Source organism: Candidatus Baltobacteraceae bacterium (assembly GCA_035502855.1).
Lineage (GTDB): Bacteria > Vulcanimicrobiota > Vulcanimicrobiia > Vulcanimicrobiales > Vulcanimicrobiaceae > Aquilonibacter.
Window position 1 is genome coordinate 19,208 of the sequence record DATJTX010000021.1, and the last position, 14,554, is coordinate 33,761.

Genomic DNA, 14,554 nt, shown 5'->3' on the forward strand with positions numbered 1-14,554 from the left:
GTGGGTGTTTGCGATCGTCTCGTTCGTCGCCGTAGCAACGGCGGCATTTGCCGATCCGCGGCTTGGGGTCGCTCCCGTCGCGCCGGTTCATCCGGTTCCCGTCGCAAGCGCGGTGCTTGCGCCGGCGCGAGCGATGGCGACCATGCCGCCGAACGGTGCGTACGTCGGTGCTGTGCCGCCCGGAACGGTCGTACCCCTTTCGCGTCTGCCGCGGTTGCCGATGCGCACGTCGATGAACACGGTGACACCGAAGGGGCTCAAAGCCGGGCATTTCCATATCATGGCGGCCAGCGGTGCGACGATCGACATCACCGGCACGTCCTGCGGCGGCGCGCTCGGCGATATCTTCCCGGTGGATTGCACGATAACGTGGCAGGCGATCAACCTGCCCGCCACCGACAGCAAACAAGATTACTACATCGCGGCGGAAAACGGCAACGAGCTGACCAGCAGCGCAACCGCGGTTGGCACAACGGGGAGAAGGCCGGAGGATCCGTACACCGCTACAACGGGCCCTTCGAACACGACGGAAATGACCGAGGACGGAACCTACATCTTCGGCACCTACGACGTCACCAAGTCCGAGTGGATCGCGGTCGTTTACGTCAATGCCGGCCAGGTCTTTACGCTCGAGGTCTTTTCGGACCCATACCACTCCTCTCAGACCTACCAGTTCGACGCCGCCGACAGCCCCGATGCGTACATTTATCTGCAGAACGTGGCGCAATCGGATTACTACGTCGTGGGCGTCCACGAAACCGGCGTCAATCCGAACTGCATCTTCATGGCGCCGGTTCCGACGCCGTCGCCGTACACCTACAGCTCGAGCCAGCTTTGCGATTTGACCGCGTCCTCCGGCGTTCAGGCGCCGGGCGGCGATCTCTCCGTCACCTGGCCGATCAGTTCGAGCGATCCGGCGGGCAATTATTCGGTCGAGGTGTACGATCTCACCCAGGGTCAGCGCCTGGGACAGGTGCAGGTCTCGCTAACGGGCTCGACCGGCATCGTGCTCGCGTCGTATCCCGATGATTCCGGAGCGAACTCGAACCCCTCACCGGCTCCGCCGATCGCCGCGACGCCGTCGACGATCCTTGCGTGGGATGGCGGCGCCGCGCCGGGACCCGCCGACGAATCGGTGACCGGCATCAAGACCACGGTCTCGGGATTGCAAAACGGCACCAATTACTTGTGGACGCTCTCCGATCCGCAAGGCCAGGTCGTCGGCACGGCAAACGGCACGATTACGGGCAGCGACGGATCGAACATCTTCACCTTCGACGATCTCTCGGGCGGCGCAGGCCAATCGTATATCGAACCTCCCGGCCGGTATCCCGCGAAATCGTGGGTGGTGCAGCTCTACAACACCACGAGCAAGACGGTCAGCGCGTCGCAATCGTTCCAGATTCTCGGCTACTCGACCTCGACGCAGTTCAACGCGAGCGGAACGCTCGAAACCTCGATGGCGCTCACGCCGGGCGGCACGGCGGTCGATGCCGGACTGCGGATCACCAACGCGAGCAGCACGGTGTTCAACGGCTACGGCGACAACCTGGCCAAGGTCTCGTTCTCCAGCGGCAACGACTTCAATCCGAGCGGAGGCGGCAGCGGAAACGGCATCATGGTCGGTACCAGCGCGACCGCGCCGTGCAGTACGGTGTGCAGCACGACGGGAACCGACGAGAACGGTAACACCTGGCCGGTCACGATTACGTGCAGCACCACCACGTTGACGACGTCAGGCGAATGTACGATCGAAGCCGACGCGCCATCCGGCGGATCCGTCTTTCTGACGCCGGGCGAATACGTCGAGGTTGATGGGCTCTACTGGTTCGACGCCGCCGCGAGCACGTGCGGCAATTCGTGCCAGGGTCTCACCTCGGAATTGCCGCAGCACGGCTTGCATTGGTCGTGCATCTATGGACAGGGATCCTGTCCATCGGACACGCTTGCGTGGGTTCCGGTCTATTTCCGCAACGCCAGCGCGACGGCTTCCGGGACTGCAAGCTTCGCGATCATCGGATCGTACAACGAGTCTGCGCTCAACGATCTTGCCTCGCCCTACACGCCGCCGTTCGTCAACGCGCATTGGTTCCAGGACTACTTCGAGCAGGCGGATTACGCCGAAACCTCACCTTACGACAGTCCGATCGGCGCGGTGGGCGACTACGGCGGTACCAACATGGACGTCGACGCGCTCACGATCACGAACTCGACCGACACCAACAACATCACCGAAGTCGCCGTCGTCTATCCGCCGGTGCTGCATGATCAAAGCTGGCTCGCGCTTCCGGGCGGCAACGGATGGGGCTTTGCGACCTGCCCGAACAACTTCCGCGCGGCGACGATCTGCTACGACGGCGGGAATATCGCCAAAGGTAAGAGCGACACGATCACGATCTACCAGACGCCGACGCTGCAAAGCTTCCCGTTCCAAGACCTGCAAGTGCTCGCCTACGACGGCTCGCAGTGGTTCCAGCTGACGCCCGCCTCGGAAAGCATTTCCACCCCCGACGGCCTCTATACGAATCTCGACGCCCTTTCGGTTGGACAGTATTCGCTCATTGCCAACGACATGACCGCGTACTTCGACCCGGACACGGTTGGGAACGGCTCGACGGCGACGCTCGGGTTCGTCTACACCAATACCTCGACGGCGGTGGATGCCAATCCGGATTCGATCGACGCGCTCGTTCTCGAAGCGCCCTCGACCGGCTATACGCTCAGCACGACGGGAATGACGATCAGTGCTCCGGGTTGGAGCTATCTCGGTGCCTACAAGCCGAACGGCGCGACGACCACGCAGTACTGGTTCGGTCTGTGCGCGACGCAATTCACCAATGGCTCGAACACCGGGACGTACAGCGGTCCGCCGACCGCAAGCGGCGGCCCCGGTTTCCCGCTGACCGCGAAGTATCCCACCCTCGGCAACCCCGCAACATGCGGAACCGAGCACGACGCGATCAAACCGGGCGGCTCGATCACGGTCTCGGGCCTCTCGTTCTCGAACTTCAACACGAACGGTACGCTGACGTGGTACATGTACGCCCATGGCATCAACGGTGGCGGATGGTCCGATAAACAGACGATGTCGCTCGCCGTCGCCTCCGCGTCCGCGTCGGTCTGGTTCAACGAGGTCGACGGAACCGCCGTCGCGTCGAATACGACGCCCACGATCGGCAGCAGCCCCAACGACTACCAGTACGCGATCGAAAACACGAGCAAGAGCACCAACATCACCTCGATTGCAATCACGCTGCCCGGTACCGACATCAACGGGCAGAACGCGTACGACGGCACGAATTATTGGGAGATCCCGAATATCGATACCGCCGGAACGATCACGCTTACCTATGCGGGCGCGAACAATCCGACGTGCACCGTCAACACGACGGCGGCCGACACCTACAACGCCACGTCGGGCGGGGCGAACGGCCAGATCTACATCACGTGCACCAATTTCAAGGCCGGCTACACCCTCTACGTGAACTTCCCGGCGACCAAGACGATGACCAACCCGGAGGAGGAGAGCGACAGCTACGTCTTCCCCGCGACGATCAACGGCACGACCGCGGCCGGAACGGCGTGGCTCGGCAGCGACGAGATCAACGAGCAGTTCAGCATCGGGCTCGACGTGGTCGTAGACCCGTCGAATCCGGGGCCGGGCGGTTCGACCCCGGTGGTCAACTGCGGCAATACCTGTGCCTTCTCGGGCAACACGATCGACTTCGGCAATATCGCGAACAATCAGAGCTTCACGTTCCAAGACGTCGTGCGCGCCAGCATGTACTATACGGGTACGACCTCTTCCGGACACAATCTCGATCTCTACGTCGAAGCGAATGCGAATCCGACCAACACCTCAGGCTCGCCGACGAACGAGTTGCAGACCGAGGTCGACCAGTCGCATTCCACCAGCGCGACCGGCATGTCGTTCCTGACGACCGCCTATACGGTGGTGCCTACCTCGACGATGCTCGAGCTGGCAACGGCGCCGGAGACCTACAGCTCGACGCCGTACGACATCATCAACAGCTACGAGGTCTCGATCGGGCCGAGTGATCCGATCACCGCTCAGATCATCACGCTAACGTATACGTTGATTGCGAATTAATCCTCTGACTACCGCCCTCGCGGCCGCGCGCGAGGGCGCGGCGGCGCTGCTCGAGCACGCGCATTTGCCGCTCGAGATCCGCGAGAAGGGCCGCCGGGCAGACCTCGTGACCGCCGCCGATCGCGCCAGCGAACGCGTGGTGATCGCGCGCTTGCGGGCCGATTTTCCGCACGCCGCGATCCTGGCCGAAGAGAGCGGCAGCGCGCCCGGTACCAGCGACGAGCGCTGGATCGTCGACCCGCTCGACGGCACCACGAACTACGCGCACGGCTATCCGGTCTACAGCATCTCGATCGCCTACGAGCGCGGCGGCGAATTGCTTGCCGGTATCGTGTACGCTCCGGCACTCGGTGAGTGTTTTGCCGCCGAACACGGCGGCGGCGCGCGTCTGAACGACCGGCCGATCGCGGTCTCGAGAATCGATCGCGTCGGCGACGCACTGCTCTGCACCGGCTTTCATCCGGCGGATTTCGAACGCAACGCGGACTTCTTCGCACGTGTGTCGGCGCGCGCGCAAGGCGTGCGGCGCGACGGATCGGCGGCGCTGGATTTAGCATTCACCGCGTGCGGGCGTTTCGACGGGTTTTGGGAATTCGACTTGAGTCCGTGGGACGTTGCCGCCGGCACCCTGCTGGTGCGCGAAGCGGGCGGATCGGTCAGCCGTGTCGACGGTGGTCCGAGCGCGCTCGATGCGCGCAGCATTCTCGCCAGCAACGGCCGAATCCACGCCGAACTGCAGGGCGTGCTCGCGGACGGAGATAAGCAGAGGCCATGAATGCAGCGCTGATCGCGCGTATCGTCGGCTTGATCTTTCTCGTTTTCGGTGTAGCCGGCTTCTTGCCGTGGGTTGCGCCGGCGGCGGCCTTCGACGCACCCGTGATCACGCTCGATGCCGGGTATCGAATGCTCTTTGGAATCTTCCCGGTCAACGCCGCGCTCGACGTCTTGTATCTCCTTTTCGGGATCTGGGGTTTGGTCGCGGGCGCGCGTTTTCGAGCGGCCGTCGTCTATAGCCGCAGCCTCGTCTGGATCGCGCTCGTATTGATCGTTCTCGGCGCGATTCCGATCACGAACACGCTCTTCGGCGCGGCGCCGATCTACGGCTGGGACGTCGCATTGTATGTGTTGGTCGCGATCGTCGCGGCATACGGCGGCTACGGGCGGGGTTCGATAATGGAAGAAGTCCAGGCGCCGGCGGAGTAGCGCAGTTTGCGCGCCGTCAGTGCCACGCGCACGCTCCAGGCAATGATCCAGGCAACCGGGACCGAGTAGAGACCGATCCGCAGACGCTCGATCGCAAGCCAGGCGATCGGCAAGACGAGCAGCCCGCACACCAGACCGACCGCCATCGAAAACTTCGTATCACCGGCGGCGCGAATGGGCGCGAGCGCGACCATGGCCCAACCCTTGAGCGGCAAGGTGATCATGTGAACGGCGATCGGCAGCGCGGCGACCGACGCTACCGCCGCATTCATCGTGAAGAGATAGGCGAGCGGCCACGAGGCGAGCGCAACCAGGACGCCGGTGATCGTCGTCACGACCAGCGCGGCGTTGAGCGCGCGGTGCAGAAATGATTTCGCTCCGGCCGGATCGCGTGCGCCGATGCGCTGACCGATGACGGTTTGCGTCGCGCTCTGCAATGGAACCGGCACGACGAAGGTCAAGTCGGAGACGACGTTGAGCGCGCGAAATGCCGCCACGACGGTTGCACCGAGCGGCGCCAGCATCGCGACGACCGCGACGTCGGGCGCGGCGATCGCAAAACCGAACACGCTCTCCGGCAGTCCGAGCCACGCGCAGCGCAGCGCCAGTGCAAGATCGACGGTGCGCTGCGCGAAGATCCGGTATACCGGTTTGCGCGCGACGTACATCAGGGCGAAGAGCGCGGCAATCGTCTCGGAGGTGAGCGTCGAGATTCCCGCCCCGACGATGCCGAACGGACGGTGGGTGAGCCATCCCAGAGCCAACACCGCCAGCAGCGGAATGTGGATCAGGTTGATCACACCGAGAATGTAGACGCCCAGCTTGCGATTTCCGGCCGCGCCGAGACCGACGATGAGCGTGGCCGAAACATCGATCGGGACGAGCGACGCGCAACGCAGGACGAGGTAGGCTGCGCTGGCGTGCACGCTCGGCAGATTGCCGAGCATGAGGTGGAGCAGCGGCTCCGCACCGAACACGCTCGCGCCGGTCAACAGCATCGCAGCGATCCCGGGGACGACCCAACCGGCGCGCACCGTGCGCGCGAAGCCGTCCACGTCGTGCGCGCCGATACGCTGGGCGGCGATGATCCCGAGGCCGCTCCACAATCCGTTGATCAGCAAGATCAACGCGAAGAAGACCGTCGTGGCCGCGGTCACGCCCGCGAGCGCACCGGTGCTGATGTAGCCGATCGCGATCGTGTCGACCACGCCGAGCAGTTGGTCGCCCAGCATCTGCAGGGCAAGAGGCAGCGATAGGCGCCGCAGCGCGGCGCCTATCTTGGTGTGATCGACGATCATCGAGTCGGCGGCGGTCATCGTCGAAGCGCATCCAGCTCGCGGAAAAAGCGTTCGATCTCGTCGTCGGTCGTGTAGAAGTGCGGGCTCACGCGCAGCCCGCAACCGGGACGGTAGTCGATGAAGACGCGGCGCGCAATCAGCGCGCGGCAGACGCGATCGGCGCCGTCGAAGTCGATGCCGATCCAGCCGGTGCGCGCCGGCGGGTCGAGCGGCGTATTGACCCGCAACCCGCGCTCGAGCGCCGCATCCGCAAGCCGCGTCGTCAACCGCAGGTTGTGTTCGCGAATGCGGCCGATGCCGATCTGTGCGATCAGCTTGTGCCCGCATTCGGCCACGACGTAGCCCGGGATCGTGGGCGTGCCGTGCGCGAAGCGATACATGGAATCGGCATAGCGAATCGGCGCGTCTTCAAAATCGAACGGCTGCGCATGCGCCATCCAGCCGGTAACGGCGGGGCGAAAGAGATCGCGCAGCTCCGGCTTGACGTAGATCCAGCCGCAGCCGGGGCCGCCGCACAACCATTTGTGCGAACCGCCGGTGACGACGTCGAGATCCCATTCGCGCACGTCGTAGGGATAGGTCCCCGTCGTCTGATACGCGTCGAGGCAGAGCAGCGCGCCGACGCGACGGCAGTGGGCCTGGATCGTGCGCACGTCGGCGATCGCCCCGGAAACATAGTAGGCGTGCGAGATCACGGCGATCGCGGTACGCTCGGTGATCGCGGCGATGATGCTTTCGGTCGGAATCGTTCGGCCGTCCGGCGAGGGAACGACGACGGTCTTCGCCCCATAGCGCTCCCACTCGCGCCAGACGTAGGTCAGCGATGGGAATTGCAGCGCTTCGTACACGACCTCGTTGCGTTCGGTCGAGAAACTCAGCGAGGTTGCAAGCGCGGCTTGGAGCACCGAGACGTTCGGTCCGAGAAAAACACTGCCCGGCGCAGCGCCGATCAGCGAGCCGATGCCGTCGGCGATCGCTGCGATGCGCGGAATCCACCGTTCCCAGGCCTGCGGACCGTCGCTCGCCCACTCATCCCAATAGGCGGCGAGGGCGGCTTTCGCGCCGAGCGGTGCCGCGCCCATCGAATGACTCACCAAGTACGTCGCGTTCGCCAAGATCGGGAACTCGTCGCGATGCAGGGCCTGTGTCGTCAGTGTGCTCAAGCGTACGATCCTTTGCCCAAATAGGTCCGTACTTCCCACAGTTCGGGGAAGAAGCGGTGCACCAGTGTTCCTTGCAGGTAGTGTGCACCCGACGATCCGCCGGTGCCCGTGCGCTGCCCGATCATCCGCTCGACCATGCGCACGTGCCGGCCGCGCCAGAGCAGAAACCGTTCGTCGAATTCGATCAGATCTTCCATCAAGAGATAGAGATCGTAGTTTGCGTCGGCATCGGCGTAGATGAGCCGCATGCTCTCGACCAGCGCCGCGCTCGGTTCCACCGCGTAGCCGCGGCGTGTGAGAAGCGCCTTGACCCGGTCGTAGAGCGAGGGGGCTGCGAGGCGCGCCTGCAGGCGCGCGCGCTGTGTCTCGTCCATGTCGATGTGGGCCAGCGTATCGGTCCGGCGCACCCCGCAGAGAAATTCCATTTCCCGGAACTGCACCGACTGAAAGCCGCTGGCCGGATTGAGGTTGTCGCGAAATTGGTTGAACTCGTGCGGCGTCATCGTTTCGAGCACGTCGATCTGCGATTCGAGCAGGCGCTGAATCGTGTGAACCCGGCGGAAATACTTCGAGACACGCAAGAGATCGTCACGGTCGAGCGCCGCGATCGTCGCATCGAGTTCGTGCAAAAGCTGCTTGAACCACAGCTCATAGACCTGGTGGATGACGATGAAGAGCATCTCGTCATGATGCTCGGGGCGCGAGAGCGGATGTTGCAGTCCGAGCAGCTCGTCGACCTTCAGGTACGAGCCGTACGAGAGCCGATCGGGCAACTCAGCGGCCCACTATTGGACGGTGACCGTGTAGGTCAGCGTCTTCGCCGGCGGCGCGTCGGGCTCGAACGGACGGCTGTAGCTCAGCACGATCGTCGCCGTCCCGGTGCGGTTCGCGTGGTAGATGAAGATCTGCTGACCGGGAGCACCCGGCATTGCCTGCTCCGGCGGCTGGGTCACGTTGCCTTCATAGGCGACGATCAGGTCGCTGGGGAGCGTCTGCGTCCAGCTGTATCCGGTCGACGCGTTCGATTGGAGCGCGATGAAAAAATCCTCGCCCGCCTTGACGGTAATACCGCTCGCGGCGTCGGTGTCGATAAAGACCGGAGAATGCGGATTGATCGATGCCCCGGCCGGTGAGAACCCGAGCGCGAGTGCAACGAGCAGTGCGATCGAGAATCGCTTCATGTGTGGTGGACTCCTTGGGTGCGCGCGATCTCTTCGTTGATCGATCCGCGCAGAACGTGCCAGGCCATCAAATAATCGCCGCGCAGCGAGGCAAACGGCGCGCGGAAGGTTTCGGGTTTATTGTGTTCGATGAACGCGTGCGAGAACCACGCGGGTCCGTATCCGGCGACGAGCCCCACGCCGGCGAGCCACGGTTTGCGCATTGCGAGCGAGCCGAGTACGAGCGTGGTTGCGGCAATCGTTCCGGCGACGTGTAAGGCGCGCGTGCGCGGATCGCTGTGCGCCAGCAGATAACGCGGCCAGAACTCCTCGAAACTCATAGGCCTGGCATACGGGGGTCCGAGCGCCTTCTCCTCGAAGCGACGCGCATGGAACGAGCTCTCGGCGTGGCCGCGCTGATCCTCTTGCTGGGCGGCTGCTCGCAGTCCGCCCAGTCGACGTCCTCACCGTCTCCCCAGGCAACCAATCCGATCGGCTTTCCGCTCTACACCCCGAGCACGATCTTGCGGGCGAGGCCTCACGAAGTCATCGCCGAATCGCCCGCGTCGATGGATCAACTCGATATGTGGCTGCAGGGCCTCACCGCGAACCCGCCGCCCGGATATGCGGTCGCGGCAAGCGGTTCGAGCATGGATGCTGCGCACACGCGCGCGAAGGCGATGGGCGTCGAATTCCAAATCTTCACCCACGCGATCGATGGGAAGACGCACGCGCTCGTCGTTGTCGCGCTCGATCCGTCGACGTTCGAAGCCAAGGCCGGACCCATCCTCGGCCTGATCGACAAGTACCCGATGCTTCCCCCGATCCTGCGCGACCCGATCGACCAGCAGGCGAAGGAGCGAACCGGTTTCACCGTCAGTCAGGCGCTCGATCCGGCGCAACCGATCGGCGCTGCACTGGCGGCGGTGCGTGCGATGCGCAATTCCGGCGAGCGCGGCGTGGTGCTGGTCGATGCGGCAAGAAATTAGTTCCGCGCGACGCGCGCTGGCGGCGCTCGCCATGCTCCTCACGACGGCCGCAACGCCGTCGTATTCATACGTCGGCATTCAGGGACTCGCGCTGGTCGGGGTGCATCGCGACGTAACCGGAAGTGAATACGGCATCGGCGCCGGGCCGCTGCTGCAGGTGCACGCCGGATTTCGACGTTTCGCGCTGCACGTCGAAGGAATTCCGGTGGTGAGTATTCCCGGCACCCGCCCTTCGGCCGCATACGGACAGGCGACGCCGGCGCTCGGGATTTTCAACGGCGACGCGGAGTACGCGCTCGACGCTCGCGGCTACGCGTGGGCCGGTTTCGGTGAGACGATCTACAATCAGCGCACGCCGCTGCCGGCAAAAGCGCAAACGGTGTCATCACGGCTGGCCGGCGCGCGGTACGTGCTGCGCTATCGCCGGCCGCTGGCAAAGCAACGCTTCGTCGAAGCGCTCTTCGGAACCGCACCGTATTTGAGCGGATCGGACGTCTACGTCTTCTTGGACGGTGCGCCCGATACGATCCGGCCCGAGCGCGCCTCCGAGATCGACGCTTCACTGGAGTACGGCATCACGCATGGGCATACGCAGTGGCTTTTCGGTGTGCGCACGTTGAACTTCACCGCGCGGTATCCGCTCAGCGGCGAGGCCGCGGATCGCAACGTGGGCATCGGCCCGGTGATCGAATGGCGCGACTTGATCCGGTAGTTGACAAAACGATGCCTTCAAATGCGAGCAATCGGCGGCGCAGGGAGTTCGGCCCGGCGCCTTTGATCCGTCCGTCCGCGCCGATCACGCGATGCGCCGGAATCAGCAGATCGTAGGGCGTGCGTGCCATGGCGGCGGCGACGCCGCGGTGCGCGAGCGGTGCGCCGATCGCCCGGGCGACGTCGCCGTACGAGATCAGCTCGCCGAATTCGAGCTGCGCGACCAGCTCCCACACCGTGACCATAAAGCGCGTGCCTTCGAGCCTGAGCGGAAGATCGAAGCGCCGCAGCCTTCTTTTGAAATAGGCGCGCAGTTGAGCTCGCGCTTCGCGCAGGAGCGGGTCGCGCAGCGGAGCGGTTCGCGCACGGGCGCGCGGACGGAACGCGCAGACGACGATACGCTCCTGCTCGGCGCGTAGGAATAACGGCGCACCGAAGGGCGTGGGAAGGAGCAGGTCAGTCGTCATTCGATAATGAGTGTTATGTCACTGGCAGGGAAAACACTGTTCATTACCGGCGCGAGCCGCGGCATCGGCCTCGCGATCGCGTTGCGTGCGGCGCGCGAGGGCGCGAACGTTGCCATAGCGGCCAAGACCGCCGAGCCCAACCCGAAGCTGCCGGGAACGATCTTCACCGCCGCGCAAGAGATCGAAGCCGCCGGCGGTAAGGCGCTTGCGCTGCAGTGCGACATCCGCTTCGAGGAACAGGTGCAGGATGCGGTGACCAAGACGGTCGAGCGTTTCGGCGGGATCGACGGGTGCGTCAACAACGCGAGCGCGATCGCGTTGACGCCGACGACCCAGACCGACATGAAGCGCTACGACCTGATGAACCAGATCAACGCCCGCGGAACGTTCCTCTGTTCGAAGCTCACGATCCCGCATCTGAGCAAGGCTGCCAACCCGCACATCCTGAACCTTGCGCCGCCGCTCGACATGCAGGCGCGATGGTTCAAGAACCACGTGGCATACACGATGGCGAAGTTCGGCATGTCGATGTGCACGCTCGGAATGGCGGCCGAGCTCAAAGATGCCGGAATCGCCGTCAACTCGCTCTGGCCGCTGACCACGATCGACACCGCCGCGGTACGCAACCTGCTGGGCGGTGAAGCGATGGCGAAGTCGTCGCGTAAGCCCGAGATCGTCGCCGACGCGGCGATCGCGATTCTGCATCGTTCGAGCACGGAATGCACCGGGAACTTCTTCATCGACGAAGAGGTGCTGCGAAGCGAAGGCGTCACCGACTTCTCGCCCTACGCGCACGATCCGAACGCGTTGCTCGCGCCCGACTTCTTCGTGCCGGACGACGTCATCGCACGCTCGAAAACCAAGCTCCTTCCGCTTCCGTGGTGAGAAACATATGAGCGACCATATCCTCTACAGTAAAGACGGCGCGGTGGCGTCGATCCGGTTGAACCGGTCCGAGAAGAAGAACGCGATCACGGTCGCGATGTATCAGGCGATGGTCGATGCGCTCGACGATGCCGCGCGCGACGACGAGGTGCGCGCGGTCGGGATCTACGGCGGGAGAGATTTTACCGCCGGAAACGACCTCGCGGATTTTCTCGGCGGCGGTTTCCTGGCGGCATCGCACGGCGCCGACATGCCGGTGATGAAATTTCTGCGGACGCTGGTTTCATTTCCCAAGCCCCTGCTGGCTGGCGTCAAAGGCGTTGCGATCGGCATCGGCACGACGATGCTGATGCATTGCGACGCGATCGTCGCGGGGCGCACGGCGCGGTTCGCCCTTCCTTTCGTGAAGCTCGGCCTCGTTCCGGAAGCCGGCTCGAGCGTGCTCCTTCCGTTGATCGCCGGCCGGATGCGCGCGTCGTGGTTGATGCTCTCGGGCGAGCAGTTCGGTGCGGACGAGGCGCACGAGTTGGGTCTGATCACGCGGGTCACCGACGACGAGGACGTCGACGGCGCGGTCGCGCTGATGTGCGGGCAGCTCGCCGAATTACCGCGCAACGCGCTGATGACGACAAAGCGGCTTCTCAAAGCGCGCTTCGCCGATCTGGTCGCGCGCGCGATGGACGACGAGAGCGCCGAATTCGCCGCGGCGCTGACCACCGACGAGGCGCGCGCCGCCTTCATGAAGTTTCTCGCCCGCTAAGCGCCCGCGGAACCGGGCGCGCGGCGCTTCGCGATCGTCGTATTACCGGCGGGTGAGGCGAGTTGCCGTTCAAGAGCCGTGAACGTGGCGATCACCTCGCGCGCTTCGAAAACTTGACGCCGCTTGCGATCGGAGAGGGCGCTGAGGATATTCGCCTTCGCCAAGCGCTCGAGCGCGCTGATCGCCGCGGGGAGCGAACAACGGATGAGCTTTACGACCGAGGCGGCGGTGACGACCGGACTTCCGGGAAGGGCCCGCATCAGGCGGAAAACCGCTGAGTCGGACCGCACGTGTCCGATACGCTCGCGCCACTGCGCTTGAAGTGTCGCGATGCGTTGCTCGTAGGCGACGGCGTCGTTGACGGAGCGGGTGCAAGCCGACGAAAATGTTGCAATCCACCGATTAAGTCCCTCGAGCGCCGGAGCCGATGTTGCGTTGCCGACGTAACGCGTCGCGGTGAGGCCGGCGACGTAGTCATCCGCCATGGTGGCGAGGACGAGCGAGACCGGCGGCGTGATAACGGTGGTGAGACCGCGCCGGCGAAAAATCATGTGAACGAGCGCGCGCCCAACGCGGCCGTTTCCATCGGCGAAGGGATGAATCGTCTCAAATTGCGCGTGCGCGATCGCCGCTTGCATGACCGCCGGCGTCGAGTCGGAATTGCAAAACGCGCAAAGGTCGGCCAGTAACTCGTCAACGTATTGCGGCGGCGGTGGGACGAACGCAGCAGAGCACGGATTATGCGAGCTGCCGCCAATCCAATTTTGCGTCGTTCGGACGACGCCACCGAGATGATGCAGCGACGTCGGTTGCATGAGGCGCCGGTGAACGTCGAGCAGTAGGTCGCGCGTGATCTCGCTGCTCCGATCGACAGCTTCGAGCGCATAATGCATGGCGTCGACATTTCCGAGCACTTCCGCGGCGGTGACGTCGTGTGGATCTTCATTCCGTACACGCGCGATATCGGCGCGTAGTAATCGGCGCGCGCCGACTTCGAGCCCTTCGATTTTTGAAGAACTGACGGACTCCGCGCGGAGGAGCAGCCGCGCGAGGGCCTCGGTGTCGGCTAGGGCGCTTGCGGATTGGTCGAGACGGGCGATTGCAAGCTCGGCGTCAGCCACGTCGGCTGCTTCTCGGGCAGAAATCGTAAACTGACGTTCCATGAGGCGATCTGGGACGTAGGCGGTATAGTCACAGCCCTGCCGATCGCGGCGGGACAGCCCGGTGAGGGGCCCAGCCCCGGGCCAGTAGCCTTTAATTACCGTGGCCATAATTAAAGACTATATCATAAATATTAGTTTGGCAGTCGCTGGTTAAAGATTGCGGGCCCTTCTGATAAGCGAAGGCTCGAAGTTTTGCGCCATTCGCAGGATGCGACCCTTCGAGGCTCGCCTTCGGCTCGCACCTGCGGGTGACGGAGCATCGCCTTCGGCTCGCACCTCAGGGTGACGGAGCATCGCCTTCGGCTCGCACCTGCGGGTGACGGAGCCTCGCCTTCGGCTCGCACCTCAGGGTGACGGAGCAACGCCTTCGGCTCGCACCTGCGGGTGACGGAGCATCGCCTTCGGCTCGCACCTGCGGGTGACGGAGCATCGCCTTCGGCTCGCACCTGCGGGTGACGGAGCATCGCCTTCGGCTCGCACCTGCGGGTGACGGAGCAACGGTCATCCTGAGGTGCACGAGCGCGCAGCGCGAGTGCCTCGAAGGACGCGACGAGCGTCCTCTTCGCGATCGGCGATGGCGCTTCGTCGAGCAATTGATGTGTGACGCTTCCTTCGACTACGCTGCGCGGAGCTTGTCCTCTAGC

General features: G+C 64.2%; 14 protein-coding genes. 7 read left to right on the forward strand and 7 right to left on the reverse strand.

Features of this window, described 5'->3' with window-relative positions; all coding sequences use genetic code 11:
* Positions 1-4 precede the first annotated feature (4 nt).
* The 3 genes from VMF11_06255 to VMF11_06265 are packed head-to-tail and all read left to right on the forward strand — an operon-like array spanning position 5 to position 5,314.
* A complete protein-coding gene (locus tag VMF11_06255; GenBank protein HTU69906.1) occupies positions 5-4,111 on the forward strand; it encodes a hypothetical protein in 4,107 nt (1,368 codons plus the stop codon).
* Positions 4,101-4,886: an inositol monophosphatase family protein gene (locus VMF11_06260; protein HTU69907.1), complete on the forward strand. Its 786-nt coding sequence runs from the start codon at positions 4,101-4,103 to the stop codon at positions 4,884-4,886. The genes VMF11_06255 and VMF11_06260 overlap by 11 nt, the downstream gene beginning before the upstream one ends.
* Complete coding sequence (locus tag VMF11_06265; GenBank protein ID HTU69908.1) at positions 4,883-5,314, forward strand: DUF4383 domain-containing protein; 432 nt, start codon at positions 4,883-4,885, stop codon at positions 5,312-5,314. The genes VMF11_06260 and VMF11_06265 overlap by 4 nt, the downstream gene beginning before the upstream one ends.
* Here VMF11_06265 and VMF11_06270 read toward each other — a convergent pair.
* Genes VMF11_06270 through VMF11_06290 form a run of 5 tightly spaced genes read right to left on the reverse strand, consistent with a single transcriptional unit; the run spans position 5,266 to position 9,276 of the window.
* Positions 5,266-6,630 (reverse strand): MATE family efflux transporter, encoded by a 1,365-nt coding sequence (locus VMF11_06270; GenBank protein ID HTU69909.1) that lies wholly within the window; start codon positions 6,628-6,630, stop codon positions 5,266-5,268. The two genes, VMF11_06265 and VMF11_06270, sit on opposite strands and share 49 nt — an antisense overlap.
* Positions 6,627-7,775 (reverse strand): aminotransferase class V-fold PLP-dependent enzyme, encoded by a 1,149-nt coding sequence (locus VMF11_06275; GenBank protein HTU69910.1) that lies wholly within the window; start codon positions 7,773-7,775, stop codon positions 6,627-6,629. Before VMF11_06275 ends, VMF11_06270 begins: the two co-directional genes overlap by 4 nt.
* Positions 7,772-8,548, reverse strand: a complete 777-nt coding sequence (locus VMF11_06280; protein HTU69911.1) for a tryptophan 2,3-dioxygenase family protein — start codon at positions 8,546-8,548, stop codon at positions 7,772-7,774. Before VMF11_06280 ends, VMF11_06275 begins: the two co-directional genes overlap by 4 nt.
* Before the next feature lie 12 nt (positions 8,549-8,560).
* Complete coding sequence (locus VMF11_06285; GenBank protein HTU69912.1) at positions 8,561-8,956, reverse strand: protease inhibitor I42 family protein; 396 nt, start codon at positions 8,954-8,956, stop codon at positions 8,561-8,563.
* Positions 8,953-9,276 (reverse strand): DUF962 domain-containing protein, encoded by a 324-nt coding sequence (locus VMF11_06290; protein HTU69913.1) that lies wholly within the window; start codon positions 9,274-9,276, stop codon positions 8,953-8,955. Before VMF11_06290 ends, VMF11_06285 begins: the two co-directional genes overlap by 4 nt.
* Before the next feature lie 48 nt (positions 9,277-9,324).
* Between VMF11_06290 and VMF11_06295 the strand changes: the two genes are divergently transcribed.
* Both VMF11_06295 and VMF11_06300 read left to right on the forward strand, forming a co-directional pair.
* The gene (locus VMF11_06295) at positions 9,325-9,924 is read left to right on the forward strand and encodes a hypothetical protein (protein HTU69914.1); all 600 of its coding nucleotides are present in this window, start codon (positions 9,325-9,327) and stop codon (positions 9,922-9,924) included.
* The gene (locus VMF11_06300) at positions 9,908-10,636 is read left to right on the forward strand and encodes a hypothetical protein (GenBank protein ID HTU69915.1); all 729 of its coding nucleotides are present in this window, start codon (positions 9,908-9,910) and stop codon (positions 10,634-10,636) included. Before VMF11_06295 ends, VMF11_06300 begins: the two co-directional genes overlap by 17 nt.
* On the opposite strand, the gene VMF11_06305 is transcribed toward VMF11_06300, so the two are convergent.
* Positions 10,566-11,102: a methylated-DNA--[protein]-cysteine S-methyltransferase gene (locus VMF11_06305; GenBank protein ID HTU69916.1), complete on the reverse strand. Its 537-nt coding sequence runs from the start codon at positions 11,100-11,102 to the stop codon at positions 10,566-10,568. The two genes, VMF11_06300 and VMF11_06305, sit on opposite strands and share 71 nt — an antisense overlap.
* Before the next feature lie 15 nt (positions 11,103-11,117).
* Here VMF11_06305 and VMF11_06310 point away from each other — a divergent pair, with 15 nt between their 5' ends.
* Positions 11,118-11,987 (forward strand): NAD(P)-dependent oxidoreductase, encoded by an 870-nt coding sequence (locus tag VMF11_06310; GenBank protein HTU69917.1) that lies wholly within the window; start codon positions 11,118-11,120, stop codon positions 11,985-11,987.
* Positions 11,988-11,994: 7 nt separating this feature from the next.
* Positions 11,995-12,747, forward strand: a complete 753-nt coding sequence (locus VMF11_06315; protein HTU69918.1) for an enoyl-CoA hydratase-related protein — start codon at positions 11,995-11,997, stop codon at positions 12,745-12,747.
* On the opposite strand, the gene VMF11_06320 is transcribed toward VMF11_06315, so the two are convergent.
* Positions 12,744-13,868: a Fic family protein gene (locus VMF11_06320; GenBank protein ID HTU69919.1), complete on the reverse strand. Its 1,125-nt coding sequence runs from the start codon at positions 13,866-13,868 to the stop codon at positions 12,744-12,746. The genes VMF11_06315 and VMF11_06320 overlap by 4 nt on opposite strands.
* Between the last annotated feature and the right edge of the window lie 686 nt (positions 13,869-14,554).